Raw genomic sequence first — 24,069 nt, forward strand, 5'->3', positions numbered from 1 at the left:
CCTCAGCGAATCACATAGACCAGCGGAAACAACACCACCCACACCAGATCCACCATGTGCCAATACAGCACCCCGGACTCCAGCCCGCCGACTGACAGCCCGCCGCACCAGCAGCCCAGCGCCAGCCACCCGAGAATCACCATCCCCAGTAGCACATGCAGGAAATGAAACCCCGTGAGTATCCAGTACAAGGTAAAAAACGTGCTGTGCTCCAGGCCCAGTCCGGCAGCGCCCAGGTGGGCGTACTCGGTGAGTTTGATCGCCACATACACCAGCGCCACCAACAACGCCGCGACGAACAAACCGGCGCCGCGTCGCCAGCGCTGCAATCGCACCTGCTGCACCGCCAACGCTGCCAACAAGCCTGCGGTCAGCAGGCTCAAGGTCATCGCCAACCCGGTCGAGGTATCCAGCTGTGCGCGCCCGGCGGCAAACAGCTCGGGCTTGAGCACCTGGGTCACGGCAAACGTGAGGATCAGAATCGCGAACACCGACAGCTCGGCGAGGATAAAAAACCACATCGCCAGGTCGCCTGGCAGCCGGCGCGGTTCAGGCAAAGTGCACATCCACCACGTCCATCAGCGCGGCGACGGTCTGCGGGTCGTCGCTCAGCGGTTCGGCCAGGCACGCCAGGCAGGCTTCGCGTGGGCTCATGCCGGCGCCGATCAGGCGGGCGGTGAAGATCAGCAGCCGGGTGGAGGCCACCTCCTCCAGGTCATGCTGGTCAAGCCGACGCAACGCCTGGCCCAGGCGCACGACCTGGGCGGCCAGCGCCACATCCACACCGGCCTCGCGGGCGACGATGCGTTCTTCGTCGGCCACCGGCGGGTAGGCAAACCGCATCGCCACGAAGCGCTGGCGGGTGCTGGGTTTCATGCCCTTGAGCAGGTTCTGGTAGCCGGGGTTGTACGACACCACCAGCATGAACGACGACGGCGCCTTGAGCACTTCGCCGGTGCGTTCCAGGAACAGTTCACGGCGTTCATCGGCAATCGGGTGCAGCACCACGGCGGTGTCCTGGCGTGCTTCGACAACTTCGTCGAGGTAGCAGATCCCGCCTTCGCGCACGGCGCGGGTCAGTGGGCCGTCCTGCCACCAGGTGCCGTCGGTGCCGATCAGGTGGCGGCCGAGCAGGTCGGCGGCGCTGAGGTCGTCGTGGCAGGCCACGGTGTACAGCGGCAGGTTCAGGCGGTGCGCCATGTGCTGCACGAAGCGCGTCTTGCCACAGCCCGTGGGGCCTTTGATCAGCACCGGCAGGTGGTGGCGCCAGGCGTGTTCGAACAGCTGCTGTTCGTTGTCCTGCGGTTGGTAGAAGGGCTCGGTCATTACGCGTACTCGCAACGGGTTCGGCCCCCACGCTAAGGGCCCCTGCGACAACCTGGCAAGCACGTACAACGGCAAACTTGATCGCCGTCAAGCGAGCATCGCGCCACTGCAACATAGTCTTGCCTGGCACTAAGAACCTGCGCTCTACCCCGCCTTCGCCGGGCATCGCAAAGGTCTTGCCTGAGGAGATATGGAATGCTGACTCGCAACAGAAAACCCTGGGTCCTGAGTCTTGCCAGCCTGAGCTGCGCCCTGGCCCTCGCATTGCCCATCAACGCCCATGGCGACGCGCCGACCGGGATGGTGAAAAGCCCCGGCGCGCCGGATATGAGCCAGGCGGAGTTCGACGCCTCCAAGCAGATTTACTTCGAACGCTGCGCAGGCTGCCACGGCGTGTTGCGCAAGGGCGCCACCGGCAAGCCGCTGACCCCGGACATCACCCAGGCCCGTGGCCAGGCGTATCTGGAAGCGCTGATCACCTACGGCTCCCCGGCCGGCATGCCCAACTGGGGCACGTCCAATGCGCTGACCAAGGCGCAGATCACCAGCATGGCCACCTTCATCCAGCACACCGCGCCCACCCCGCCTGAATGGGGCATGGCCGAAACCCTCAAGACCTGGAAAGTGCTGGTCAAGCCCGAAGACCGGCCGAAAAAACAACTGAACACCCTCAACCTGCAAAACCTGTTCTCGGTCACCCTGCGCGACGACGGCAAGATCGCCCTGGTGGACGGTGACACCAAGCAGATCATCAAGCTGATCGACACCGGTTACGCCGTGCATATCTCGCGTATCTCCGCGTCTGGCCGCTACCTGCTGGTGATCGGCCGCGATGCCAAGATCGACATGATCGACCTGTGGCCCCTGGAGCCGACCAAAGTCGCCGAGATCAAGGTGGGTATCGAAGCGCGCTCGGTGGAGACTTCGAAGTTCAAGGGCTATGAAGACAAGTACGCGATTGCCGGCTCCTACTGGCCGCCGCAGTTCACCATCATGGATGGCGAAACCCTGGAGCCCAGGCAGATCGTGTCCACCCGGGGCATGACCGTCGATAAGCAGGAATACCACCCCGAACCCCGCGTGGCGGCGATCATCGCCTCCCACGAGTGGCCGGAGTTCATCGTCAATATCAAGGAAACCGGCAAGGTGATGCTGGTCAATTACCAGGACATCAAGAACCTCACCATCACCACCATCGACGCCGCGCCGTTCCTGCATGACGGCGGCTGGGACAGCACCCACCGCTACTTCATGACCGCCGCGAATAACTCCAACAAGGTCGCGGTGATCGACTCCAAGGAGCGCAAGCTCACCGCGTTGGTAGAGGTCGGCAAGACCCCGCACCCTGGCCGTGGCGCCAACTTCATTCACCCCAAATACGGCCCGGTGTGGGCTACCAGCCACCTGGGCGACGGCGGTATTTCGGTGATCGGCACCGACCCGGTCAAGCACCCGCAATACGCCTGGAAGCAGGTGGAATCCCTCAAGGGCCAGGGCGGCGGTTCGCTGTTTATCAAGACCCACCCCAACTCCCATCACCTGTATGTCGACACCACCCTCAACCCCGACGCCAAGCTCAGCCAGTCGGTGGCGGTGTTCGACATCAACCAGCTGGACAAGGGCTACACCGTGCTGCCGATTGCCGAGTATTCGGGCATCAAGCAAGGCGCGCTGCGGGTGGTGCAACCGGAATACAACAAGGCCGGTGACGAGGTGTGGTTCTCGGTGTGGAACGGCCAGACCGAAGAGTCGGCGCTGGTGGTGATCGATGACAAGACCTTGAAGCTCAAGCAGGTGATCCGCGACAAGCGCCTGATCACGCCGACCGGAAAATTCAACGTCTACAACACCCAACACGACATTTATTGAGCCCCATCAACACGAGGTCACCGAATGAAAAATATTCTACTCGCACTGCTGGCATCCGCCGCTGCGCTCAGCCTGCAACCGGTGTTGGCACAAGACGGGCCGGGGTTGTTCAACAGCAAACCCTGTGTGGGCTGCCACATGATTGACAGCAAACTGGTGGGGCCGGCCTTGAAGGACGTCGCCGCCAAGAATGCCGGTGTGAAAGACGCAGCCACCACCCTGGCCAGCCACATCAAGAACGGTACCCAGGGCAACTGGGGGCCGGTGCCGATGCCGCCGAACCAGGTCACCGATGATGAAGCCAAGGTGTTGGCCGATTGGGTCCTGACCTTGAAATAAGCACAAGGAGCACGCCATGCAAGCATCGATGATCGGTACGGCCATGGCGCTGCTCCTGCTGATTCCCGCGCGGGCAGCGGCCACCCCGGACGCTGCCCGCCTTGAACACCTGTTGACCCAGGATTGCGGGGCCTGCCATGGCCTGCACCTCACCGGCGGCCTGGGTCCGGCCCTCACACCGCAAGCCCTGGCCCACCACAGCCGCGACAGCCTGATCGCCACCGTGACCTACGGCCGCCCTGCCCGCGCCATGCCCGGTTGGGGCCCGCTGCTGAGTGCCGGCGATATTGCCTGGCTGGTCGACCGCCTATTGCAAGGAAGCCCCCCACCATGATGCGTCCTACCCTGTTATCCCTGTGCCTGTTGCTGGGTGCCTGCGCCCAACCCGCCTTGCGCGGCAGCGGCGACCTGGGCCTGGTGATCGAACGCGCCAGTGGCAGCGTGCAGATTATCGAGAGCACCGGCATGACCGAACTGGCCCGTATCGAGGGGCTGGGCGACCTGTCCCACGCCTCGGCGGTGTTTTCCCGCGACCAGCGCTATGCCTACGTGTTTGCCCGCGATGGCGGCCTGACCAAGATCGACCTGCTGCGCCAACGCATCGAGCGGCGCATCGTCCAGGGCGGCAACAGCATCGGCGGCGCCATCAGCCAGGATGGGCGCTTGATCGCCGTATCCAATTACGTGCCGGGCGGGGTCAAGGTGTTCGATGCAGAAGACCTGACCCTCATCGCCGACATCCCCGCGACCGCACTGGCCGATGGCAAACGCTCGCGGGTGGTCGGCCTGGTGGATGCGCCCGGGCAGCGCTTCGTGTTCAGCCTGTTCGACACCGGCGAGATCTGGAGCGCCGACTTCAGCCACGGCAACCCGCCGCGCATCACCCGCTTCAAGGAGGTCGGCGAGCAACCCTATGACGCGCTGATCACCGCCGACGGCCGCTACTACATGGCCGGGCTGTTCGGTGAAGACGGCATGGCCCAGCTCGACCTGTGGCACCCGGAGCGCGGCGTGGTGCGCGTGCTCAAGGACTATGGCCGGGGCCAGGCCAAGCTGCCGGTGTACAAGATGCCCCACCTGGAGGGCTGGGCCGTCGCCGATGACCAGGCGTTCGTGCCGGCGGTGGGACGCCACCAGGTGCTGGTGATGGACGCGCGCACCTGGCAGCAGACGGCGGCGATCCCGGTGGCCGGGCAGCCGATCTTTGTCACTGCGCGGCCCGACGGGCGCCAGTTGTGGGTCAACTTCGCCTACCCGGACAACGACCGGGTGCAGGTACTCGACACCGAAACCCACCAAGTGGTCGCCGACCTGCGCCCCGGCCCCGGTGTGCTGCACATGGAATTCAGCGGGCGTGGCGAGCAACTGTGGCTGTCGGTGCGCGATGGCGAACAGCTGCAAGTGTGGGACCCGTACCGCCTGACCCTGCTGAAAAGCCTGCCGGCCCAGAGTCCCAGCGGGATTTTCTTCAGCCTGCGCGCGCAAAAAATGGGGTATTGAAATGGACCTTGATTCGCTCAGCCAGCAATTGATCGAACGCTTCCAGCACGGCATGCCGCTGTGCGCCGAGCCCTACCGCGAAATGGCCCAGGTGCTGGGTTGCAGCGCGGCCGAGGTGATGGCCTGCCTGCAACGCCTGGAACTGGCCGGCGCCTTGTCGCGCATCGGCCCGGTGTTCGAACACACCCGCGCGGGCGCCAGCACCCTGGCCGCCCTGGCGGTGCCGATCGAGCGCCTGGAACAGGTGGCCGCGCGGGTCAGCCAGTACCCGGAGGTCAATCACAACTACGCCCGCGAGCATCATTACAACCTATGGTTCGTGCTCACCGGGCCCCACCGCCAGCACCTGCAGCAGATCCTCGATGAGCTGGAGCAAGACACCGGCCTCACGCCCCTGGACCTGCCGATGCTCACCGCCTATCGCATCGACCTCGGTTTCCCCCTCGAAGCGGGAGAAGCCCCGCGCGTAGCAGCTGCCGAGCCTTGGCGAGGCTGCGTCAGCGGTGGGTCAGACACACCGCAAACGCAGCCTCGCCAAGGCTCGGCAGCTGCTACGGGAGATTTTTTTGAGGTGGGTAGTTTGGGAGAGCAGCCGTGATCGCGCCACTGAACCACGAGCAGATGCTCGATCTGCGCCAGTGCCTGGAACGCGGTTTGCCCATCGTGCCACGGCCCTACGACGAGCTCGCCGAGCAGATTGGTGCCCACCACGATCAGGTGCTGCAACAGATGCAGCAATGGCACGACCAGGGCCTGTTCCGTCGTGTCGGCCTGGTGCTCAATCACCGCGCCCTGGGCTATGTGGCCAACGCCATGCTGGTGCTGGATGTGCCGGATGCGCTGGTCGATGAAGTCGGTGCGCGCCTGGGCCGCGCGCCCGGCGTGAATCTGTGTTACCAGCGCCCGCGACGCCTGCCGCAGTGGCGCTACAACCTGTTCTGCATGGTGCACGGGCGCGAGCGCGCGGTGGTCGAGGCGCAGATCCAGGCGTTGCTGGAGCAGCATCTGCTCAGCGACCTGCCCTACCAACTGCTGTTCAGCACCCGCGCCTTCAAGCAATGCGGCGGGCGTTTCGCGCCGCCGACGTCACAGGTATGGGCCCATGGATGAGCTGGATCGACAATTGATCAACCGCCTGCAACACGGCCTGCCGCTGGTGCGCCAGACCTGGCAACAGGTGGCAGAGGAACTGCACAGCCATCCGAGTGAACTGCTCGACCGCTTGTATGCCCTGCTCGAAGACGGCGTGCTCACGCGCTTCGGCCCGATGTTCGATATCGAGCGTCTCGGCGGCGCTTTCACCCTCGCGGCGCTCGCCGTACCCGAGGCGCGCTTTGACGCGGTCGCCGAGCAGCTCAACGCCCTGCCCCAGGTGGCCCACAACTACCGCCGCGAACACCGCTGGAACATGTGGTTCGTGCTGGCCTGCGCCACCGCGCAGGAGTTGGCCGCCACCCTATCGCACATCGAGGCCCTCACCGGGCTGGCGGTGCTCAATCTGCCGAAGGAGCACACCTACCATGTCGGTCTGTATTTCCCGGTCTGACAACACCCTGGCCCTGCAGCTGGTCGCCCTCACCCAAAGCGGCCTGCCGCTGGTGGAGGACCCGTGGGCCTGGCTCGCCGAGCAGTTGGGCATCAGCGTCGAATCGACCCTCGACCTGCTCAAGCGCCTGCAGGCCGAAGGCGCGATCCGGCGTATCGCCGCCGTGCCCAACCACTACCGCCTGGGCTATCGGCATAACGGCATGACCGTGTGGGACGTGGCCGATGTGCACCTGCCGCGCCTGGGAGAACTGCTCGGCGCCCAGCCGTTTGTCAGCCATTGCTACCGTCGCCCCCGGCGCCCGAACTGGCCCTACAACCTGTTCGCCATGGTGCATGGCCGCAGCCGCGAAGAAATCGACAGCTACCGCGAGCACCTGCGTTTCCTGCTGGGGGATGCCTGCCACGCCGACGAGATGCTGGTGAGCAGCCGCATCCTGAAAAAGACCGGCCTGCGCCTGACGCCGGCGCACTCAAAGGAATAGCCCATGCTGCGAATCAGTCAGTACCTGCGCACCCTCGCCGGCCAATGCCCGCCGCCGCGCACCTCGCCCCCTGGCAGAGAGCGGCCGCCGGTGGTGATCTGGAACCTGCTGCGGCGCTGCAATCTCACCTGCAAGCACTGCTACGCCACCAGCGCCGACAGCGTGTTTCGCGATGAACTCGACACCCCGGCAGCATTGCGGGTGATCGACGATTTGCACGACGCCGGGGTTCGCGTGTTGATCCTGTCCGGGGGCGAGCCGCTGCTGCGCGAAGACCTCTTCGAGCTGAGCGCCTATGCCCGTGACAAGGGTTTTTTCGTCGCGCTGTCGACCAACGGCACGCTGATCGATGAGCACAACATCCAGCAGATCGCCGACGCGCGCTTCGACTATGTGGGCATCAGCATCGACGGCCTGGAGGCGACCCACGATGCGTTTCGCCAACTGCACGGCAGTTTCCAGCGCTCCATGCACGCCATCCGCCTGTGCCGCGAAGCCGGGATTCGCGTGGGCCTGCGCACCACCCTGACCCAGGACAACCATGGGCAGCTCCCGCAGTTGCTGGCGCTGATGCGCACCTATGACGTGCAGAAGTTCTACCTGTCGCACCTCAACTACAGCGGGCGCGGCAAGCGCAGCCGCCAGCTGGATGCGCACCGGCAGATGAGCCGCGAGGCCATGGCGCTGATCTTCCAGCAGGCCTGGAGCGATATTCAACACGGCGTGGACAGCGATTTCGTCAGCGGCAACAACGACGCCGACGCCGTGCTGTTGCTGCAATGGGTGCACCAGCACCTGCCCGAACACTACCCGCAGCTTGAACACCTGCTGCACGGCTGGGGCGGCAATGCCTCGGGCAGCGGCATCGCCAATATCGACAACACCGGCGAGGTGCACCCGGACACCTACTGGTGGCAGCAATCGGTGGGCAATGTGCGCAACACCACCTTCCGCCAACTCTGGCTGGAGCAGCCCGACCCGTTGCTGCTACGCCTGCGCGAACACCCGCGCAGCATTGGCGGACGCTGCGCCGAGTGCCGCTGGCTGGCGATCTGCAACGGCAATACCCGCACCCGCGCCTGGGCCGATGGCGACCTGTGGGGCCCGGACCCCGGTTGCTACTTCAGCGACGCCGAGATCGCGCGCCAGCCGCTCAACCTGATCCCTTGCTCGACTACCCGGTGACACAACCGGGGGCCGCCTACCTGATGATGAACCAAGGACGTCGCATGCACACTTCAACTGCCCACTCCTCCACTGGCCTGCCGGCCAGTCTGCACAGCCCCTTGCACCCCGGCGAAGTCGCGTTGGTGGGCGCCGGCCCCGGTGACCCGCGCCTGCTGACCCTGCGCGCCTGGAGCCTGTTGATGCAGGCCGACGCCGTGGTGTTCGACCGGCTGATCAGTGCCGAACTGCTCGCGCTGATCCCGTTGACCTGCGCCCGTCATTACGTGGGCAAGGCCAGCGGTTGCCACAGCCTGCCCCAGGATCAACTCAATGAACTGCTGGCTGAGTTGGCCGACCAGGGCCAGCGGGTGGTGCGCCTCAAGGGCGGCGACCCGTTTATCTTCGGGCGCGGCGCCGAGGAGCTGGAGTACCTGCTCGCGCGCGGTATCCCGTGCCAGGTGGTGCCGGGCATCACCGCCGCCTCCGGCTGCAGCGCCTATGCCGGTATCCCGCTGACCCACCGCGAGCTGGTCAATTCGTGCCGCTTCGTCACCGGCCACCTGCAACGCGACGGCGCGTTGAAACTGCCATGGGCCAGCCTGGCCGAGCCGAGCCAGACCCTGGTGTTCTACATGGGCCTGTCGAACCTGGCACTGATCGCCGAGCATTTGGTGGCGGCCGGTTTGCCCGCAGATACGCCGGCCGCCCTGATCAGCAACGGTGCGCGCGCCGATCAACAGGTGGCCCGTGGCACCCTGCGCCAGTTGCCCACCCTGGCCGCCGACTGCGAACCCGGCGTACCGACGCTGACGGTGATCGGCCACGTCGTCAACCTGTTTGCCGACGCCGCCCTGCACTTCCCCGCCAGCCTGGCACCGGCCCGTGAAGCGGTGGCGGTATGAAACGCCTGCTGCTGATGCCGCTGCTGTGGGCCACGGCCGCGCACGCTACGCCCGCGCAGGACTACCGCCAGTATTGCGAAAGCTGCCACGGGCTTAATCGCATCGGCGCCACCGGCCCGGCGCTGCTGCCGGAGAGCCTGGGGCGGATCAAGCCGGATGAAGTGCGCAAGGTCATCGAACACGGCCGGCCCGCCAGCCAGATGGCCGCGTTCAGTGCGCAACTGAGCGCCGCGCAGATGGATGGGCTGGCGCAGTTTCTGCAACAGCCGCCTGACTCACCGGCGACCTGGAACGAGCATGACATCCGCACCAGCCACAGCGTGCTGGCGGACCTGCGCCAATTGCCGAGCACGCCGCAGCATCACGCCGACCCGCTCAACCTGTTTGTGGTGGTGGAATCCGGCGACCATCACATGGATATTCTCGACGGCGACACCTTTGCCGTGCTGGACCGTTTCCCCACCCATTTCGCGGTGCACGGCGGGCCGAAATTCTCCCCGGATGGACGCTTTGTGTACTTCGCCTCGCGGGACGGCTGGATCAGCCAGTACGACCTGCACAACCTCAAGCTGATCGCCGAGATCCGCGTGGGCCTCAACACCCGCAACCTGGCGGTGAGCAAGGATGGGCGCTGGGTGCTGGCGGGCAACTACCTGCCGGGCAACCTGGTGCTGCTGGATGCCCGCGACCTGTCGCTGGTCAAGACCCTGGAAACGGGCTCACGGGTCAGTGCGGTGTACACTGCACCACCGCGCAACAGCTTTATCGTCGCGCTCAAGGACGTGAACGAAGTCTGGGAATTGTCCTATGCCGATGCCCGCCCCAGCTTCGAGCCCCGGCGCATCCAGGCCCAGGACGTGCTCGACGACTTCTCGTTCTCGCCCGACTACCGGCAACTGATCGCCACCTCACGCAAGGCCGGCGGCGGCCAGGTGATCGACCTGGACAGCGGCCGCGTGGTCACCGACGTCCCGCTGTCCGGCATGCCGCACCTGGGTTCGGGGACGTACTGGCAACGCAACGGGCAATGGGTGTTTGCCACGCCGAATATCAGCAAGGGGCAAATCTCGGTGATCGACCTCAAGACCTGGAGCCTGATCAAACAGATTCCCACCCTCGGGCCGGGCTTTTTCATGCGCAGCCATGTGAACTCGCGCTATGTGTGGAGCGACGTGTTTTTCGGGCCGGACAATGATGCGATTCACCTGATCGACAAGCAGACCCTCGAGATCGCCCACACCCTGAGGCCAGTGCCGGGCAAGACGGCAGCCCATGTGGAATTCACCCGGGATGGGCGGTATGTGTTGCTGAGCATCTGGGCCACGGAGGGGGCGCTGATTGTGTATGACAGCCAGACGCTCGAGGAGGTGAAGCGCATTCCCATGAATAAGCCGTCGGGCAAGTACAACGTGGGCAATAAGGTGGAGTTTGCGGAAGGGACGTCGCATTGAACACGGGTGACAGGCTGGAAGCAGCCAGGTCGTAGAGCGCATGGGCACCACTGATCCCCTGTGGGAGATGTCGAGCTTCAGCGAGGCTTCGATGACGGCGGCACAGTTGATAGAGGGGCTGGCTGACCCACCGCCATCGGGAGCAAGTCGAATCGTCGCACCGCCCCTCCCACATTTGAGCTCGGTTGGCAGGTGGGAAGTTGCCCGGTTGTAGATCTCGTGGGCACCGCTGATCCCCTGTGGGAGATGTCGAGCTTCAGCGAGGCTTCGATGACGGCGGCACAGTTGATAGAGGTGCTGGCTGACCCACCGCCATCGGGAGCAAGTCGAATCGTCGCACCGCCCCTCCCACATTTGAGCTCGGTTGGCAGGTGGGAAGTTGCCCGGTTGTAGATCTCGTGGGCACCGCTGATCCCCTGTGGGAGATGTCGAGCTTCAGCGAGGCTTCGATGACGGCGGCACAGTTGATAGAGGTGCTGGCTGACCCACCGCTATCGGGAGCAAGTCGAATCGTCGCACCGCCCCTCCCACATTTGAATGTTGTTGACAGGTAGAAAACGTCCGGCCGTAGGTCTGATGGGCACCGCTGATCCCCTGTGGGAGATGTCGAGCTTCAGCGAGGCTTCGATGGCGGTGGCAGGGTTGGTAGAGGTGTTGGCTGACACACTGCTATCGGGCTGCGTGGTGGGTCAGACGGTGCGGGAGAATTGGCCTTTGTGGGCGCCGCCCAGGTAGGCGTCGAAGGCCATGGCCACGCTGCGCACCATCAGTTGGCCCTTGGGCAGCAGTTGCAGCGCGTCGTCCCGAACCAGCAATAAGCCGTCCGCCACTTGCTCGTCCAACTGCGTCAACGCTTGGGCAAAATACTCATTGAACCGAATGCCATGGGCCGCTTCCACCTGGGCGACATCGACGCGGCCGTCGCACATCAACCCATTGATCACCTCGCGGCGCAGTACGTCGTCGGGGTTGAGCCGGTAACCGCGTTGCACCGGCAGCATGCCCGCATCGATGCGCGCGTAGTACTGGGACAGTTCCTTGACGCTCTGGCTGTAGCTGTCGCCGACCTTGCCGATGGCCGATACGCCCAGGCCGATCAAGTCGCAATCGGCATGGGTGGAGTAACCCTGAAAGTTACGTTGCAGGCTGCCGTTGACGCGGGCCAGTGCCAACTCATCGTCGGGCAGGGCGAAATGGTCCATGCCGATGTAGACATACCCGGCCTCGGTGAGGCGGCGAATGGTCAGTTCCAGCAGCTCCAGCTTGCGTGCCGGGGGTGGCATGTCTTCGGGGCGGATCATGCGCTGGGCGCGGATCTGGCTTGGCAGGTGCGCGTAGCTGTAGGCGGCCACGCGGTCGGGGCGCAGGGCGATCAGCTTGCTCAGGGTCACGTCGAAGCTGGCCACGGTTTGCAGGGGCAGGCCGTAGATCAGGTCGACACTCACCGACTTGAAGCGCGCCTCGCGGGCCGCCGCCACCAGTTGCAGGATCTGCGCTTCGCTTTGCACGCGATTGACGGCGGCCTGGACGTCGGGGTCGAAGTCCTGCACGCCGAAGCTCAGGCGATTGAAGCCCAGGCGGCGCAGGGTGTTGATGCGCTCAAGGCTGATGGTGCGCGGGTCGACCTCGATGGAAAACTCATGGGCGTCGCTGTCATCCAGGCTGAAGTTGTCCGCCAGGCAGGCCATCAGTTCGGCCAGTTGCGCGTCGTCCAGATACGTCGGGGTGCCGCCGCCCAGGTGCAATTGGGTCAGGCGTCGCGAGCGCTCGAACAGCGCGCCCTGCATCTGGATCTCGCGCTTGAGGTACGCCACATACTCGACGGCGCGATGGGTCTTGCGGGTGATGATCTTGTGGCAGCCGCAGTAGTAGCAAAGGCTCTGGCAGAACGGAATATGGATGTACACCGACAACGCCTTGGACGCGGCGAGTTGGTGACTGGCGCGCACGGCCTGGTGATAGTCGTCCAGGGCAAACGCGCTGTTGAACTGCGGCGCGGTCGGGTACGAGGTGTAGCGCGGCCCCGGGCGGTCGTATTTGTGCACCAGGGCACGGTCGAACTCAAACGCCGTCATGGTCGATCACCTCGTCGTTGGCGCTGACGGGGGTGGCGAGCACCGCCCGTTCGAACAATGCGCAGATGGCATCCACCTGGGGCAGGCCCGCAGGCAGCAGCCAGATAAACGTAGGCGACAACTCGAGCAGACCGTCGCGGTGCAACGCCTCCAGCAGCGGCCAGAGGTTGGCGAAATAACGTCTGAACACCAGGCCGTAACGGCGCTCCACGGCCTGGATATTCAGTTCCAGGTCACAGGCCAGGCGTTCGGCGACATGCAGGCGCACCGGGTCGGCCGCCTCGCGAAACCAGCCTCGGCACGTGGCCGGTTGACCACTGGCCAGCTGCTCACGGTAGTGCGGCAGAACCGCCGTGTTCTGCGCGCACAATGTATCGATCTGGCTGATGGCGCCCAGGCCGAAGCCGATGTGGTCGCAGTAACCGTGCAGGGTAAAGCCTTCGCAGTTACGGCTGAGGCGACCGCGCTCCTGGGCCTGTTTGAGGTCATCGTCGGCGCGGGCGAACTGGCCCAGGCCGATGTAGTGATACCCGGCGGCGGTGAGGTGTTCAAAGCCGCTGCGGCGCATGACGATCTTATCCGCCGCGCTGCAAAACGCCTGGGGTTGCCGGCCCTGGTAGCGCACCGGTGGCTGGGCGTAATCGAACAGTTGCAGGCGATCCGGCTCCAGGGCAATCAGGCTGGCCAGTTTCAACTCGAAACTGGCCGGCGTCTGCCAGGCATGGCCGTAGCCGAGGTCGATGTTCACCGAGCGAAAGCCAAAGGTGCGCGCCGCATCCACCAGCGATTCGATAGGCGCCGGGTCCTGGTAGCGCGCCTGGCACAGCGGTCCCTCGCGACTGACGTCGGGCACGCCGATGCTGGCATGGTTGAAGCCCTGGTCGCGCAGCAGGCCCATGGTGGCCCAGTCGGTGTGCCAGGGGTCGAGGTCGATACGGTAGTCGCCGCGGTCGTGGTCGAGGAAGTTGAAGCGGCTGTGCAGGTGTTCCAGCAACGTACACACCTGCTCGATGGTCGGCGTGGTGCCGCGCAGGTGAAAGTGCTCGACCGGCTGGCGCGGACCGAGCTGGCAGCCGATCAACTGGATTTCCTCGGTGAGGCTGCGCAGGTAGTCGGCGCCGCCGTCAACCGCCGGCCACTGCAGGTTCAACGCCAGGGGCCGCTGGCGCTGGCGACTGTCGCGCAGGGCACGCAACAGGTCGAGGGAACCCACACCGCCATGGAAGCGGCGCGTGTCCGCATCGCAGGCCAGGTCCAGCACGCCCTGGTCCTGACGAAAGCGGGTGGGATGAAGATGGGTGCGCATGGCGGACTCCGGAACGGGCGGCGGTGGTCCATTGTCCGGTGCGACCGCTGCGCGCACCTTGATATGCATCAAGGTCGTTACCAACTGAGGTAAAACATGCCCTTGGCCAGCAACACAATGGCGACCATGTGCGCGAACAGGCTCAGGTGAATAAAGCGGCTATAGCGCGCGCTGACCTTGCCCCAGCGCATCCGCGCCATGGTCACCAGAAAGTGCAGCAATACGCTGGCGGCCAGGATCAACTTGAGGCTCAGCAACGTGCCGAACGAGGACGCCAACGGTGCCGCCAACGCCGGCAGATAACGCAGCCAGACCATGCCGAGCCCGGCGCCGAACAGCACCAGCAACACCCACGGCATCAACACCCGGGCACGCCGGGCGACGCCCTGCTCCACCAGCACCATCACCCGAATCGGCAAGTGCTGGTGCAGGTGCCCGAGAATCAGCACTTCGAAGAACACCGTGCCGATAAAGATCAGCGCAGCGAACAGGTGGGCCAATAGCAACAGGAGGTAGAGCATGGAGGCCTCGCAGAGGGACCGGCCAGTGAGGACCCTCAGTGTGCGGACTTGCGCAGGCCGTGGCCTTGATGCCGATCAAGCGCGGTTCACGGCAGCGGCAACCAGCGGTTGAATTCGCCCAGGTGCGTCAGCGGGCTCCAGGCAAACTCCCACGCTGGAGCGGGCAGCACCTGTTGTTCGGCAGCCGCGAACCGAGCGTCCTTCCAATCGAACACCTTCGACCCGCGCCACGCCAGGACGATGCCCAGCGCAGGGCTCTGATCGGTACTGATCCAGCGCGCTGCGGCGGCGGCCATGAAGGCCTCGATGGGCTCGTCGCCAATCTGCGCGCGATACGCCGAGCCCAACAGCCAACGACAGACGCTCAAGTGATACGTCCAGTCCTGGGCCGGGCGGTTGCGATAGGCCCAGGTCATAAAGCTGCGAAACAGGTTCAGGCCTTCGGGCGGGTCGAGCTTGAGCAGCGTCGGGCAGATGTCGAACACGGTGTGCCAATACGGCAACAGGCGTGCATCCAGGTGCACAAAGCAGCGGGCATTGCTCGGGTAGTCCGGGCGTGCCGGCTCCGCGCGCGTGCGGCGGGACGCCTGGCTGACCAGGCGGCTGGCGCCTGCAGGCAAGTGATGGTTCATAAAGCGCACTCACAGTCGTGACGATAGAACGCCCCCTGTTCACAGGAGGCCCAGGGCACACGTCAGAATGCGGGGGATGCGCGGGGGTTGGCCGAAGGCCAGGAATAACGCGGCGGCGCCTTGTTGCGCCGCTCATGGGCCGGGCGTGGGGTCTGCCCCAGGCCCAGCAACCAGGCCAGGCCGATCAGGAACACCAGCGCGACGGTCACGGCGTTGCACACCGGGCAGGCAAAGTAGTTCGAGATGTTACTGGAAGACGGCGCGCCCAGCCCTTTGTCGGAAAGTGGCGCCTGTTGGCCGTCCACTCCACAGAACGCGCCACCGATCCCGTTGAGCTGCTGGCCGGTCATCTGGCCATGGCCCAAACCGCACACGAACAGGTTCATCAGCACGCAGAAGTACAGGGTCCAGACGATCAGGGAACGGTCGGGGCGGCTCGATTTCATGGCGGCGACTCTACCACCAGCGGTGCAAAAGGATGAAATCCAGCGTGCCCCTGTGGCAGAACGTCGCAGATTACGCGGGCTGGCCAGGGTTGGTAGACTTGGCGCCCTCCTCGTTTACTCCTATTCAAAGCCCGCCGAGTTGATTTCGCGCAATGCGGGCGTTTCACAGGATGCACCGTTGATGAGTACGTTATTCACCCGCCGCAAGGTCCTGACCGGCATGGGCCTGTTGGGCCTGGGCCTGCTGGCCGGTTGTGACAACAGCCCCAAGTTGAACTTCAAGTACGGCAAGGACTTGAGCGACAAGATCATGGGCCGCACCTTCAAGCTCAAGAACACCGAGGGCGACACCGTCACCCTCAGTTCCTACCGTGGCCTGATGCCGGTGGTGTTCTTCGGTTTCACCCAGTGCCCGGCCGTGTGCCCGACCACGCTGGCCCGCGCCGCCCAGGCCAAGAAACTGATGGGCCGCGACGGCGAGATCATGCAGGTGATCTTTATCACCCTGGACCCGGAACGCGACACGCCGGAGATTCTCGACAAGTACGTCAAGGCCTTCGACCCCAGCTTCGAAGCGCTGTACGGCACCCCGGAAGAAATCGCCGTGGCCGCCAAGGAGTTCGGGATCTTCTATGAAAAGATCCCCGCCGGCGACACCTACACCCTGTCCCACACGGCCACCAGTTTTGTCTTCGACACCCGTGGCAACCTGCGCCTGGGGTTGCAGGCATCCCTTACCGCTAAAGAGTGCGCAGAAGACCTGCTCACCGTCATGGAGGTCTGCTAATGACTGCCGTTCAACACCTCAAGCGCTTCACCCTTGGCCTCACCCTGCTGGGCCTCGCCGCCCACGCCAGTGCCCAGGTGCAAGTCACCGACGCCTGGGTGCGCGCCTCGGTGCCGGGCCAACCGTCCAGCGGGGCATTCATGACCGTGACCGCCGACAGCGACAGCAAGCTGCTCAGCGTGGCCTCGCCGGTGGCCAAGGATGTGCAGATCCATGAGATGAGCATGAAGGACGACGTGATGCGCATGGCCCCCGTGGACTCGGTGGCCCTGCCGACGGGCAAGGCAGTCAAGCTCGACCCGGACGGCTACCACGTGATGCTGATGGGCCTGACCGGCCAGATCAAGGAAGGTGACCAGGTGCCGCTGACCCTGACGGTGCAGGACGCCAAGGGCGAAAAGCAGACCGTTGAGGTCCAGGCCACGGCACGTGGGCTGGATGGCATGGACCATAGCAAGATGCATTGATGCACCGGATTTTTGTGGTTGTTTCTGTGGCTGTTCCTGTTTTTGTGGCGAGCGGGCTTGCCCCGCGTTGGGCTGCGAAGCGGCCCTGAAGCCTGCCGACGAGGTCTATCTGAAGGAACTTCATGATCTTATTGGGGCTGCTTCGCAGCCCAACGCGGGGCAAGCCCGCTCACCACAACAAGCCCGCTCGCCACAAAGGTCACCCTTCAATCCACGATAAATAGCTTCGCCCCGACATTCGTCGAGGAACGATGCGCCTCCATATCATTGCCCACCTGGTAACTCATCCCCGCCGTCAGCGTGAACCGGCGGCCGTCTTCCAGCTCGGTGTGCAACTCGCCTTCCAGGCACAGCAGCACATGCCCGCGCGTGCACCAGTGATCGGCCAGGTAGCCGGCGCTGTATTCGACCCTGCGCACGCGGGTGGTGCCAAAGTGGCAGGTGCGCCATGAGGCACTGCCGCTGACGCCGGGGTGAAGCTCGGGTTCGACGGTGGACCAGTCGGTGATGCCAAACGGGACAGCGGTGAGTTCCATGGTGTGCTCGGTCGTCAGTTAACGTGGCCTGAGGCTATCCACCTGACAACGTGCGCGATAGACACAGATCCCGTGGTTTTGTGGGATACAGGCGTGCGTGTTTGTTATCCTGCCGACCTTGCTCCCAAGGACGCGCACTGATGCAGATCGACCCCACCTACATCCTGCTTGAGACCGAGCACTGGCTGCTCAACCATCACCTGGCTTCGAAGCTGCCGGGTTACCTGTTGCTGGGTGCCAAGGCGCCTGTTGATTCCCTGGCCGATATGCCGGATGCAGCGCTGGCCGAACTGGGTGGACTGCTGGCAAAAACCCAGCGAGTCATGGACGCGCAACTCAAGCCCAAGTGGTTGTATATCAGCCGCTATGGGCATATGCCGGGGTTCCCGCTGCACTTTCATTTCATCCCGGTGTATGACTGGGTGGAGGAAGCATTCTGGCGGGATGAGCGCTATCGGCGGTTGCAGGGTTTGGGTTCGCAGGGCCTGGCAAAAACGCTCACCGATGGTGCGGAACTGACGCTGTTTGTGTGGCGGGAGTTTGGTGAGAGCCTGATGCCTCCACCGATCCACGGGCCGTCCGTTACACAAGTGATCGCAACCTTGCGAACCCACTTTTTCCACTGAACAAGCCCACCCGTAGGAGCTGGCTTGCCAGCGAAAATCGTCAACGATGACGCGGCCATTCTGAATAAGCGCATTGCCCTCGGGCTTTTCGCCGGCAAGCCGGCTCCTACAGTCGGTGCGTCAGCGCGGCAGCGGTTTTTTCATCGGAATACACGCCAACTGCAACCCCGACGGTGAGTGGTAAATCGCCTGCTCATCCCCCACGTAGCCACACGCGCGATAAAAACTCGCGGCATTCAACGTCGCGTCCAGCACCACCTCTTCAATCGCCAGTTCCCGTGCGACATGCTCAAGGTGATCCAGCATGGCCTTGCCATACCCGCGTCCGGTGAATGCGGGCAACACGAACAGCGCGCCGACTTCGTTGTTGGCCGGGTCGAGCATGCCAGTGGCGATCGGCTCACCGTTCAACCAGCCCAGGTAGAACGGTTTTTCCATCAGCGCGCTGTAGCCGTCCTCGGCCTTGCCACGGGTCCAGAGCGCCATTTGTTCAGCGGTGTAGGCACCGATGCATTGGCTGCGAATGGCTGCGCGGCGGATGTCAAAAGCGGTGTTGGCGTCGGTGGGGGTGGCGCGTTTTATTTCCAGCATGGGTCCTTCCTTCATGGATTTCCGTTGCCCGCCCGGGTGAATGAATAACGGAGGTGAGGGAGCTTGCTCCCGCTTTGGCAGTTTAATCCTATCAAGCACTCAGGCCGAGCAGTCGTTCTGCCAATCGGTTGCACCGTCGCCAATACCGCCCGGATCCTGGTCCAGGACGTGGCGGATGTGTTTACGGTGAGTTGATGTGACTTGAGCAGTGAGGAAACCCGCTTTGGCGGGTTCCACACTGCCTCTTGAACGTCATGGCCCTGACCAACATGCATCGAAAACAGCACCCACCACCAAGCCTGGCGCGGACAAAACTGTGGGAGGGGGCTTGCCCCCTCCCACAATTTCGATCTGTGTTCTGCGCAGAGTCCCAGCGAGGCCGTTATGATGTGGCCTTTCGCTCAACGCCCCAGGAAACGCCCATGCCCGCCCTCACCTTGCGCAACGCCCTCCCCGCCGACGCCGCCCGTTGCTTTGAAATTGAAATCACCGCCTACGAGGGCGACGAAGCCGCGACCCTGGAAAAGATCGCCACGCGCATTGCCCTATACCCGCAAGGTTTTTTGATCCTGGAAGCCGATGGCGAAGTGGCAGGTTTTATCAACAGCGGCTGCGCCCACGAAGTGGTGATGTCGGACGAGGCGTTCAAGGAACTGGTGGGGCATTCGGCCGAGGCGCCGAATGCGGTGATCATGTCGGTGGTGGTCGACCCGGCGCATCAAGGCAAGGGGTATTCCAAGGTGCTGATGAGCGAGTTCGTGCAGCGCATGCGCGCCATGGGCAAGCGCACGATTCACCTGATGTGCAAGGAACAGCATGTGCCGTTGTACACCCGCATGGGCTACACCTACATGCAGCCGTCACCCTCGGATCATGGCGGCATGGCCTGGCATGAGATGCTGATGACGCTTTAACCAACGGAGGGTTTCGCAATGACCGCAGCGCTTATTGAAGTCAGCGACCAGGCCAATCCCGACGCCGAGCGTATGCTCGGCAACGGCCTGGCTGCGTTCAACGAAGGTATCGCCGGCTACAACGATCGCCTGCCTCTGACGGTATTGCTCAAAGATCCCGATACCCGGCAGATCGTCGGCGGCATCACCGGCAAAACCACCCTGGGCATGGCTTTTCTCGACCTGTTCCACCTGCCCGAGACCCTGCGCGGCACAGGCCTCGGCAGCCGATTGCTGCACGCCTTTGAGCACGAAGCCCGGCGTCGCGGCTGCGCGAACGCGGTGCTCTATACCCTCAGTTTTCAGGCACCGGGCTTTTATGAAAAGCATGGGTGGGTGCGGTTCGGGGAAGTCCCATGTGAACCGGCAGGCAGCAGTCGCGTGTTTCTGTCCAAGCGGCTGTAACGTCCAAGGCTTTGCCCGACAGCCGCTTGCAGCCTGGCGTCACGCCGAACAACCGCCGATTACCAACTCCCCGACGCCCCGCCACCGCCACTGGAACCACCGCCCCCCGAGGAACTGCTGCTGGAGCTGGAGCCACTGGAGCCCGAACCGGAACCACCGCCCGAACCGGACCCCGAGCCGGAACTGGCGATGCTCTGCACAAACACGATAAACGCCACAAAGGAGGCCACTGGAATCGCCACGATCCAGCCCTGATACCCGTGCCCCAGCAGTGTCGCCGCAGCGACGTAGATGGCCATGACCGCCAGCGCACGCAGGAGGAAAAAGCGCGGGCGCTTTTTCCAGGATGCCCTGATGACGAAGAACAACCCGAGGTACAAGCCCAGCACCAACGCCGCGCCAAACGGCCACACCAGCCAATGGATATAGCTGACCTCCACGAACCGGTTGGCGATCACCACCCCGGCGATGTAGGCCAACAGCCCTATCACGCAGTAGAACGCCGTGCGCGCCAGCCACAAGGCGCCGAAGGTGGCGCCGCCGATCAGGAGGGTCAGCGGCAGTACCAGCAGGTACATCGGCCATTCCCGGCCACCGGCGAATACCACCAGCGCCACGGTAACGGCTGCGGTGGCGATCAGCGCCCCCCGCCAGCCCAGCTTGCGCGCCGCGACCAGCACGCCGCCGATGGCACCACACACAAACGCCAGCAATACCGCAAGCGCCTCAAGACTGCCGCCGTGCCCGGCCACTTGCGGCAAGTCACCGCCATCCACCAGGACAACCAGGTCGTTCACGCCCTGCTCGACACCGCCGGCATAGTCGCCCTGGCGAAAGGCCGGGGTGATGTGTTCTTCAATAATCCGGTGGGCCAGCAGGTCGGTCACCGTGCCCTCCAGGCCGTAACCGACTTCGATGCGCACCTTGCGATCATCCTTGGCCACCAGCAGCAGGATGCCGTCGTTGACATCCTTGCGCCCCAGTTTCCAGGCGCGGAACAGTTGGTTGGCGTAGTCCTCGATGCTCGCGCCACGGGTGGTGGGCACCAGCAACACCGCCACCTGCGCGCCTTTGCGCTGCTCAAGGGCGGCGAGCTGGTCTTGCAGACGGGTGGTGGTGGCGGCGTCGAGGGTGTTGGTGAGGTCGATCACCCGCTGGTCGAGGGACACGCCGATGGGCGACGTCTCGCCCTGGGCGGTGATAAACAGGCCGGCGGACATCAATACCAGCAGACTCAAGACGGATTGCCGCAACCACCGCATCATGTTTGTTACCTGAAGTTTCTTCCTGAAGGCGCCGACTTTACCCTATCGGCGCTATAACGCGTGACCCAAAGCCATCGACTATCTAAACTGCAGCACACCTAGCAATACGCCATAACTTCGAGATCCCCATGGGCCTACTCCAGCGCAACAACGTCAACGTGATGGGTGACGGGCCCTCGACCCTGGTGTTTTCCCATGGTTTCGGCTGCAACCAGGCCATGTGGAACTACCTTGCGCCGCAGTTCAAAGAGCGTTTTCGCGTGGTGATGTATGACCTGACGGGCGCAGGCCTGTCCGACCTCAACGCCTTTGACAAGGCCAAGTACAGCGCGCTGGACGGCTATGCCCGCGACTTGAACGAGATCATCGAGGCCTTTGCCGAGGGCCCGGTCATCCTGGTGGGACACTCGGTCAGTGCGATGATCGGCACCCTCGCCGACCGCCTGGCCCCCGGCCGTGTCGCCGCCCATGTGATGATCGGCCCGTCGCCACGCTATATCGATGACGATGGCTACGTGGGCGGTTTCAAGCGCGCCGACATCGACGACCTGCTCGACACCCTCGACAGCAACTACCTCGGCTGGTCCAGCGCCATGGCCCCGGTGATCATGGGAGCCCCCGACCAACCGGCGCTGAGCGACGAGTTGACCGAGAGTTTCTGCCGCACCGAGCCGGAGATCGCCAGGCAGTTCGCGCGCGTGACCTTTATGTCGGACAACCGCCAGGACGTGATCGGCCTGCCCACCCCGGTGCTGATCCTGCAATCGAGTGACGACCTGATCGCCCCGGTGGCCGTGGGTGAATACCTGCACAGCGTGCTGCCCAACAGCACCTATTGCCTGGTGGACAACGTCGGCCATTGCCCGCACATGAGCGCGCCGCAGGCCTGCGCGGCGGCCATGGATGCCTTCCTCGCGCCGTGGATGGCAGCACGTGCCGGCTGATCTGTTCGACAGCGCCGCCTGCGCCCTGGCTGTCACCACGGAAGATGGCACGATCCTGCAGGCCAACGCACGCTTCAGCGACGGGCTGGGGTTCAGCATCGCCGAGCTGCAGGGCCGGCGTTTCCAGGACCTGCTGAGCATGGGCGGGAGGATCTTCCATCAGACTCACCTGGCGCCCATGCTGCGCATGCACGGCAGCGTCACCGAGGTGAAGCTGGACCTGCTGCACCGCGATGGCCACAAGCTGACCGTGCTGCTCAACGGCAACAAACGCGAACAGGCCGGCGCCGTGGTGTACGACCTGGCGCTGTTCGGCACCACCGACCGCGACAAGTACGAGCGCGAGCTGCTCAACGCGCGCCACCTGGCCGAAGCGCTGTTGCAGGAAAAAACCGCCACCGAAGTCGCGCTGCAACAAGCCCAGGCCGAACTGAACGAGGCCTACGCCATCGCCCAGCGTCGCGCCCTGTTTGCCGAGCAGATGGTCGCGATTGTCAGCCATGACCTGAAAAACCCGCTCACGGCGATCCGCATGGCCTCGGACTTTCTCAGCCGTGGCGAACGCACACCCAAGGAGCGCCAACTGCTGGGGCATATCGACCAGTCCTCCGAGCGCGCGCAACGCATGATCGCCGACCTGCTGGACTTTACCCAGGCACGGGTCGGCCAGGGCATCACCATCAAGGCGGCGCCGCTGGACCTGCACGAGGTGATCCATCGCGCGGTGGACGAACTGCGCGTGGCGTTCCCCAAGGCAACGCTGGAGCATCACGCACAAGGCAGCGGCGACGCCTGCCTGGATGCCGATCGCGTGCAGCAGATCATCGGCAACCTGGTGGCCAACAGCGTGGCCTATGGTGACCCGCAACGACCGATCACCATCACCTCGCGCCTGGATGCGGGCGCTTGCGCAGTGGCGGTACACAACCACGGTACGGCGATTCCGGCAGGTTTGCTGGCCGGGCTGTTCGAGCCCATGACCCGTGGCAACGACCAGGGCAGCGACGTGCGCAGCGTGGGCCTGGGCCTGTATATCGTGCGGGAGTTGGCCAAGGTCCATGGCGGCGATGTGGCGGTGAGTTCCTGTGCCACGGCCGGCACCACCTTCACGGTGACGTTTCAGAACAGGTAGGCGCTGCCCTGCATGATCGGTTCCACACTGCCCGTCAACACCACACCACCCTGCCCGTCCCAGTGCACCGTGACCGTACCGCCGTCGCACTGCACCTGCACCGTGGCATCCAGCAAGCCACGGCGGATGCCATTGACCACCGCGCCGCAGCAGCACGAACCGGAACCCAGCGGCACGCCGCCGCCACGCTCCCAGATGCGCAGGCGGATATGCCCACGGTCGAGCACCTGCACGAAATGCACATTGGTCCTGGCCGGGAACAGCGGGTGAATTTCCAGCGCCGGGCCGACGGCGGCAGGGTCGATGGCGTTGATGTCGGCCACAAAAAACGTGCAATGGGGGTTGCCCATGCTGCACGCCGCCGGGTTGCCCGCCAGCGGTAACGTACCCGTATCCATGGCCTCGGCCAGCGGCACGGCCGACCAGTCCAGCGACGGCTCACCCATGTTGACCGACACTTGACGATCCGCTACCCGCACGCAGGTCAACAGGCCCCGGTCGGTGCGCAGCACAACCGAATCGCTGCGGGTTTCATGCATCAAGCGGTCGGCCACCCCGCGCGTGGCGCTGCCACAGGCTTGCAGCGGCGTGCCATTGGGGTTCCAGAACTTGATGCGCGCAGCGGCGTCTTCGCAGTCGAGCACCACGGCCAATTGATTAAAGCCGATACCGGTGTGGCGATTGCCCAGGCGGCGGGCGACCTCGGGGGTAACAGGGTCGTCCAGGCCACGGCGGTCGATAATGATGAAATCGTCGCCGTGGGCGTGCATTTTTGTGAACGGCAAGGTCATGGGCTGTC

At 64.3% G+C, this 24,069-nt stretch carries 28 protein-coding genes and 1 pseudogene; 18 read left to right on the forward strand and 11 right to left on the reverse strand.

Annotated features, from left to right (window positions below):
- Window positions 1–2: 2 nt before the first annotated feature.
- Both BLW22_RS16670 and BLW22_RS16675 read right to left on the reverse strand, forming a co-directional pair.
- On the reverse strand, window positions 3–566 hold the full coding sequence (locus tag BLW22_RS16670; protein WP_065924635.1) for a cytochrome c oxidase subunit 3: 564 nt from the start codon (window positions 564–566) through the stop codon (window positions 3–5).
- A complete protein-coding gene (locus BLW22_RS16675) occupies window positions 550–1,326 on the reverse strand; it encodes a CbbQ/NirQ/NorQ/GpvN family protein (protein WP_065948128.1) in 777 nt (258 codons plus the stop codon). The genes BLW22_RS16670 and BLW22_RS16675 overlap by 17 nt, the downstream gene beginning before the upstream one ends.
- Window positions 1,327–1,521: 195 nt before the next feature.
- On the opposite strand from BLW22_RS16675, the gene nirS reads away from it, so the two are divergent.
- The 11 genes and pseudogenes from nirS to BLW22_RS16730 all read left to right on the forward strand — a co-directional run bounded on the left by nirS (window position 1,522) and on the right by BLW22_RS16730 (window position 10,584).
- On the forward strand, window positions 1,522–3,195 hold the full coding sequence (gene nirS / locus BLW22_RS16680; RefSeq protein ID WP_065924633.1) for a nitrite reductase: 1,674 nt from the start codon (window positions 1,522–1,524) through the stop codon (window positions 3,193–3,195).
- A 24-nt stretch (window positions 3,196–3,219) separates the two neighbouring features.
- Entirely contained in the window at window positions 3,220–3,534 is a 315-nt protein-coding gene (locus BLW22_RS16685) for a c-type cytochrome (RefSeq protein WP_065948127.1), read from the forward strand.
- Window positions 3,535–3,550: 16 nt separating this feature from the next.
- On the forward strand, window positions 3,551–3,868 hold the full coding sequence (locus BLW22_RS16690; protein WP_027607199.1) for a c-type cytochrome: 318 nt from the start codon (window positions 3,551–3,553) through the stop codon (window positions 3,866–3,868).
- Entirely contained in the window at window positions 3,865–5,034 is a 1,170-nt protein-coding gene (locus tag BLW22_RS16695; protein WP_074847071.1) for a cytochrome D1 domain-containing protein, read from the forward strand. Before BLW22_RS16690 ends, BLW22_RS16695 begins: the two co-directional genes overlap by 4 nt.
- A gap of 1 nt (window position 5,035) precedes the next feature.
- Window positions 5,036–5,485, forward strand: a pseudogene (locus BLW22_RS16700) (Lrp/AsnC family transcriptional regulator); the annotation flags it as partial.
- A gap of 143 nt (window positions 5,486–5,628) precedes the next feature.
- Complete coding sequence (gene ahbB, locus BLW22_RS16705; RefSeq protein WP_074847072.1) at window positions 5,629–6,144, forward strand: siroheme decarboxylase subunit beta; 516 nt, start codon at window positions 5,629–5,631, stop codon at window positions 6,142–6,144.
- A complete protein-coding gene (locus BLW22_RS16710) occupies window positions 6,137–6,580 on the forward strand; it encodes an Lrp/AsnC family transcriptional regulator (protein WP_065924629.1) in 444 nt (147 codons plus the stop codon). Before ahbB (BLW22_RS16705) ends, BLW22_RS16710 begins: the two co-directional genes overlap by 8 nt.
- The gene (gene ahbB, locus BLW22_RS16715) at window positions 6,555–7,064 is read left to right on the forward strand and encodes a siroheme decarboxylase subunit beta (RefSeq protein WP_065948125.1); all 510 of its coding nucleotides are present in this window, start codon (window positions 6,555–6,557) and stop codon (window positions 7,062–7,064) included. The genes BLW22_RS16710 and ahbB (BLW22_RS16715) overlap by 26 nt, the downstream gene beginning before the upstream one ends.
- A gap of 3 nt (window positions 7,065–7,067) precedes the next feature.
- Window positions 7,068–8,249, forward strand: a complete 1,182-nt coding sequence (gene nirJ / locus BLW22_RS16720; protein WP_065924627.1) for a heme d1 biosynthesis radical SAM protein NirJ — start codon at window positions 7,068–7,070, stop codon at window positions 8,247–8,249.
- 44 nt (window positions 8,250–8,293) lie between these two features.
- A complete protein-coding gene (gene cobA, locus BLW22_RS16725) occupies window positions 8,294–9,133 on the forward strand; it encodes a uroporphyrinogen-III C-methyltransferase (protein ID WP_065924626.1) in 840 nt (279 codons plus the stop codon).
- Window positions 9,130–10,584, forward strand: coding sequence for a nitrite reductase (locus BLW22_RS16730; protein WP_074847073.1), 1,455 nt, complete (start codon window positions 9,130–9,132; stop codon window positions 10,582–10,584). The genes cobA and BLW22_RS16730 overlap by 4 nt, the downstream gene beginning before the upstream one ends.
- A 689-nt stretch (window positions 10,585–11,273) precedes the next feature.
- On the opposite strand, the gene hemN is transcribed toward BLW22_RS16730, so the two are convergent.
- From hemN to BLW22_RS16755, 5 genes are all read right to left on the reverse strand, one after another.
- Window positions 11,274–12,659 (reverse strand): oxygen-independent coproporphyrinogen III oxidase, encoded by a 1,386-nt coding sequence (hemN, locus tag BLW22_RS16735; protein ID WP_065924624.1) that lies wholly within the window; start codon window positions 12,657–12,659, stop codon window positions 11,274–11,276.
- On the reverse strand, window positions 12,646–13,965 hold the full coding sequence (locus tag BLW22_RS16740) for an oxygen-independent coproporphyrinogen III oxidase (protein ID WP_065924623.1): 1,320 nt from the start codon (window positions 13,963–13,965) through the stop codon (window positions 12,646–12,648). The genes hemN and BLW22_RS16740 overlap by 14 nt, the downstream gene beginning before the upstream one ends.
- Before the next feature lie 77 nt (window positions 13,966–14,042).
- Window positions 14,043–14,486 carry a hypothetical protein gene (locus BLW22_RS16745; RefSeq protein WP_065924622.1) on the reverse strand — a complete coding sequence of 148 codons (444 nt, stop codon included), beginning with the start codon at window positions 14,484–14,486 and terminating at the stop codon, window positions 14,043–14,045.
- 86 nt (window positions 14,487–14,572) lie between these two features.
- A complete protein-coding gene (locus BLW22_RS16750; RefSeq protein WP_074847074.1) occupies window positions 14,573–15,118 on the reverse strand; it encodes a putative natural product biosynthesis protein in 546 nt (181 codons plus the stop codon).
- Window positions 15,119–15,180: 62 nt separating this feature from the next.
- Window positions 15,181–15,564, reverse strand: coding sequence for a DUF2946 domain-containing protein (locus BLW22_RS16755; RefSeq protein WP_074847075.1), 384 nt, complete (start codon window positions 15,562–15,564; stop codon window positions 15,181–15,183).
- Window positions 15,565–15,745: 181 nt separating this feature from the next.
- Between BLW22_RS16755 and BLW22_RS16760 the strand changes: the two genes are divergently transcribed.
- Together BLW22_RS16760 and BLW22_RS16765 are read left to right on the forward strand one after the other, a co-directional pair.
- Window positions 15,746–16,351, forward strand: a complete 606-nt coding sequence (locus BLW22_RS16760; RefSeq protein WP_024074981.1) for an SCO family protein — start codon at window positions 15,746–15,748, stop codon at window positions 16,349–16,351.
- A complete protein-coding gene (locus BLW22_RS16765) occupies window positions 16,351–16,818 on the forward strand; it encodes a copper chaperone PCu(A)C (protein ID WP_074847076.1) in 468 nt (155 codons plus the stop codon). The genes BLW22_RS16760 and BLW22_RS16765 overlap by 1 nt, the downstream gene beginning before the upstream one ends.
- A gap of 206 nt (window positions 16,819–17,024) precedes the next feature.
- Here BLW22_RS16765 and BLW22_RS16770 read toward each other — a convergent pair whose 3' ends face one another.
- The gene (locus BLW22_RS16770; protein WP_074847077.1) at window positions 17,025–17,354 is read right to left on the reverse strand and encodes a DHCW motif cupin fold protein; all 330 of its coding nucleotides are present in this window, start codon (window positions 17,352–17,354) and stop codon (window positions 17,025–17,027) included.
- Window positions 17,355–17,494: 140 nt separating this feature from the next.
- Here BLW22_RS16770 and BLW22_RS16775 point away from each other — a divergent pair, with 140 nt between their 5' ends.
- The gene (locus BLW22_RS16775) at window positions 17,495–17,980 is read left to right on the forward strand and encodes an HIT family protein (protein ID WP_065924617.1); all 486 of its coding nucleotides are present in this window, start codon (window positions 17,495–17,497) and stop codon (window positions 17,978–17,980) included.
- A 120-nt stretch (window positions 17,981–18,100) separates the two neighbouring features.
- Here the strand turns inward: BLW22_RS16775 and BLW22_RS16780 are convergent, their stop codons facing one another.
- Complete coding sequence (locus BLW22_RS16780) at window positions 18,101–18,571, reverse strand: GNAT family N-acetyltransferase (RefSeq protein WP_074847078.1); 471 nt, start codon at window positions 18,569–18,571, stop codon at window positions 18,101–18,103.
- A 422-nt stretch (window positions 18,572–18,993) separates the two neighbouring features.
- Here BLW22_RS16780 and BLW22_RS16785 point away from each other — a divergent pair, with 422 nt between their 5' ends.
- Both BLW22_RS16785 and BLW22_RS16790 read left to right on the forward strand, forming a co-directional pair.
- Window positions 18,994–19,485, forward strand: coding sequence for a GNAT family N-acetyltransferase (locus tag BLW22_RS16785; RefSeq protein WP_074847079.1), 492 nt, complete (start codon window positions 18,994–18,996; stop codon window positions 19,483–19,485).
- 18 nt (window positions 19,486–19,503) lie between these two features.
- A complete protein-coding gene (locus tag BLW22_RS16790; RefSeq protein ID WP_065924614.1) occupies window positions 19,504–19,929 on the forward strand; it encodes a GNAT family N-acetyltransferase in 426 nt (141 codons plus the stop codon).
- 59 nt (window positions 19,930–19,988) lie between these two features.
- On the opposite strand, the gene BLW22_RS16795 is transcribed toward BLW22_RS16790, so the two are convergent.
- Window positions 19,989–21,194 carry a TPM domain-containing protein gene (locus BLW22_RS16795; RefSeq protein WP_074847080.1) on the reverse strand — a complete coding sequence of 402 codons (1,206 nt, stop codon included), beginning with the start codon at window positions 21,192–21,194 and terminating at the stop codon, window positions 19,989–19,991.
- A 128-nt stretch (window positions 21,195–21,322) separates the two neighbouring features.
- Here BLW22_RS16795 and BLW22_RS16800 point away from each other — a divergent pair, with 128 nt between their 5' ends.
- Both BLW22_RS16800 and BLW22_RS16805 read left to right on the forward strand, forming a co-directional pair.
- Complete coding sequence (locus BLW22_RS16800) at window positions 21,323–22,138, forward strand: alpha/beta fold hydrolase (protein WP_074847081.1); 816 nt, start codon at window positions 21,323–21,325, stop codon at window positions 22,136–22,138.
- Window positions 22,128–23,270 carry a PAS domain-containing sensor histidine kinase gene (locus tag BLW22_RS16805; RefSeq protein ID WP_074847082.1) on the forward strand — a complete coding sequence of 381 codons (1,143 nt, stop codon included), beginning with the start codon at window positions 22,128–22,130 and terminating at the stop codon, window positions 23,268–23,270. The genes BLW22_RS16800 and BLW22_RS16805 overlap by 11 nt, the downstream gene beginning before the upstream one ends.
- Here the strand turns inward: BLW22_RS16805 and dapF are convergent.
- Window positions 23,258–24,061, reverse strand: a complete 804-nt coding sequence (gene dapF / locus BLW22_RS16810) for a diaminopimelate epimerase (protein ID WP_074847083.1) — start codon at window positions 24,059–24,061, stop codon at window positions 23,258–23,260. The two genes, BLW22_RS16805 and dapF, sit on opposite strands and share 13 nt — an antisense overlap.
- Window positions 24,062–24,069: the final 8 nt, after the last annotated feature.

Origin of the sequence: Pseudomonas marginalis, assembly GCF_900105325.1 — a bacterium.
GTDB lineage: Bacteria > Pseudomonadota > Gammaproteobacteria > Pseudomonadales > Pseudomonadaceae > Aquipseudomonas > Aquipseudomonas marginalis.

What these genes read in the sequence shown, in the direction of transcription:
- BLW22_RS16670 (WP_065924635.1), bottom strand. Translation starts at nt 566, where the DNA reads ATGTGCACTTTGCCTGAACCGCGCCGGCTGCCAGGCGACCTGGCGATG.
- BLW22_RS16675 (WP_065948128.1), bottom strand. Translation starts at nt 1,326, where the DNA reads ATGACCGAGCCCTTCTACCAACCGCAGGACAACGAACAGCAGCTGTTC.
- nirS (WP_065924633.1), top strand. Translation starts at nt 1,522, where the DNA reads ATGCTGACTCGCAACAGAAAACCCTGGGTCCTGAGTCTTGCCAGCCTG.
- BLW22_RS16685 (WP_065948127.1), top strand. Translation starts at nt 3,220, where the DNA reads ATGAAAAATATTCTACTCGCACTGCTGGCATCCGCCGCTGCGCTCAGC.
- BLW22_RS16690 (WP_027607199.1), top strand. Translation starts at nt 3,551, where the DNA reads ATGCAAGCATCGATGATCGGTACGGCCATGGCGCTGCTCCTGCTGATT.
- BLW22_RS16695 (WP_074847071.1), top strand. Translation starts at nt 3,865, where the DNA reads ATGATGCGTCCTACCCTGTTATCCCTGTGCCTGTTGCTGGGTGCCTGC.
- BLW22_RS16710 (WP_065924629.1), top strand. Translation starts at nt 6,137, where the DNA reads ATGGATGAGCTGGATCGACAATTGATCAACCGCCTGCAACACGGCCTG.
- ahbB (WP_065948125.1), top strand. Translation starts at nt 6,555, where the DNA reads ATGTCGGTCTGTATTTCCCGGTCTGACAACACCCTGGCCCTGCAGCTG.
- nirJ (WP_065924627.1), top strand. Translation starts at nt 7,068, where the DNA reads ATGCTGCGAATCAGTCAGTACCTGCGCACCCTCGCCGGCCAATGCCCG.
- cobA (WP_065924626.1), top strand. Translation starts at nt 8,294, where the DNA reads ATGCACACTTCAACTGCCCACTCCTCCACTGGCCTGCCGGCCAGTCTG.
- BLW22_RS16730 (WP_074847073.1), top strand. Translation starts at nt 9,130, where the DNA reads ATGAAACGCCTGCTGCTGATGCCGCTGCTGTGGGCCACGGCCGCGCAC.
- hemN (WP_065924624.1), bottom strand. Translation starts at nt 12,659, where the DNA reads ATGACGGCGTTTGAGTTCGACCGTGCCCTGGTGCACAAATACGACCGC.
- BLW22_RS16740 (WP_065924623.1), bottom strand. Translation starts at nt 13,965, where the DNA reads ATGCGCACCCATCTTCATCCCACCCGCTTTCGTCAGGACCAGGGCGTG.
- BLW22_RS16745 (WP_065924622.1), bottom strand. Translation starts at nt 14,486, where the DNA reads ATGCTCTACCTCCTGTTGCTATTGGCCCACCTGTTCGCTGCGCTGATC.
- BLW22_RS16750 (WP_074847074.1), bottom strand. Translation starts at nt 15,118, where the DNA reads ATGAACCATCACTTGCCTGCAGGCGCCAGCCGCCTGGTCAGCCAGGCG.
- BLW22_RS16755 (WP_074847075.1), bottom strand. Translation starts at nt 15,564, where the DNA reads ATGAAATCGAGCCGCCCCGACCGTTCCCTGATCGTCTGGACCCTGTAC.
- BLW22_RS16760 (WP_024074981.1), top strand. Translation starts at nt 15,746, where the DNA reads ATGAGTACGTTATTCACCCGCCGCAAGGTCCTGACCGGCATGGGCCTG.
- BLW22_RS16765 (WP_074847076.1), top strand. Translation starts at nt 16,351, where the DNA reads ATGACTGCCGTTCAACACCTCAAGCGCTTCACCCTTGGCCTCACCCTG.
- BLW22_RS16770 (WP_074847077.1), bottom strand. Translation starts at nt 17,354, where the DNA reads ATGGAACTCACCGCTGTCCCGTTTGGCATCACCGACTGGTCCACCGTC.
- BLW22_RS16775 (WP_065924617.1), top strand. Translation starts at nt 17,495, where the DNA reads ATGCAGATCGACCCCACCTACATCCTGCTTGAGACCGAGCACTGGCTG.
- BLW22_RS16780 (WP_074847078.1), bottom strand. Translation starts at nt 18,571, where the DNA reads ATGCTGGAAATAAAACGCGCCACCCCCACCGACGCCAACACCGCTTTT.
- BLW22_RS16785 (WP_074847079.1), top strand. Translation starts at nt 18,994, where the DNA reads ATGCCCGCCCTCACCTTGCGCAACGCCCTCCCCGCCGACGCCGCCCGT.
- BLW22_RS16790 (WP_065924614.1), top strand. Translation starts at nt 19,504, where the DNA reads ATGACCGCAGCGCTTATTGAAGTCAGCGACCAGGCCAATCCCGACGCC.
- BLW22_RS16795 (WP_074847080.1), bottom strand. Translation starts at nt 21,194, where the DNA reads ATGATGCGGTGGTTGCGGCAATCCGTCTTGAGTCTGCTGGTATTGATG.
- BLW22_RS16800 (WP_074847081.1), top strand. Translation starts at nt 21,323, where the DNA reads ATGGGCCTACTCCAGCGCAACAACGTCAACGTGATGGGTGACGGGCCC.
- dapF (WP_074847083.1), bottom strand. Translation starts at nt 24,061, where the DNA reads ATGACCTTGCCGTTCACAAAAATGCACGCCCACGGCGACGATTTCATC.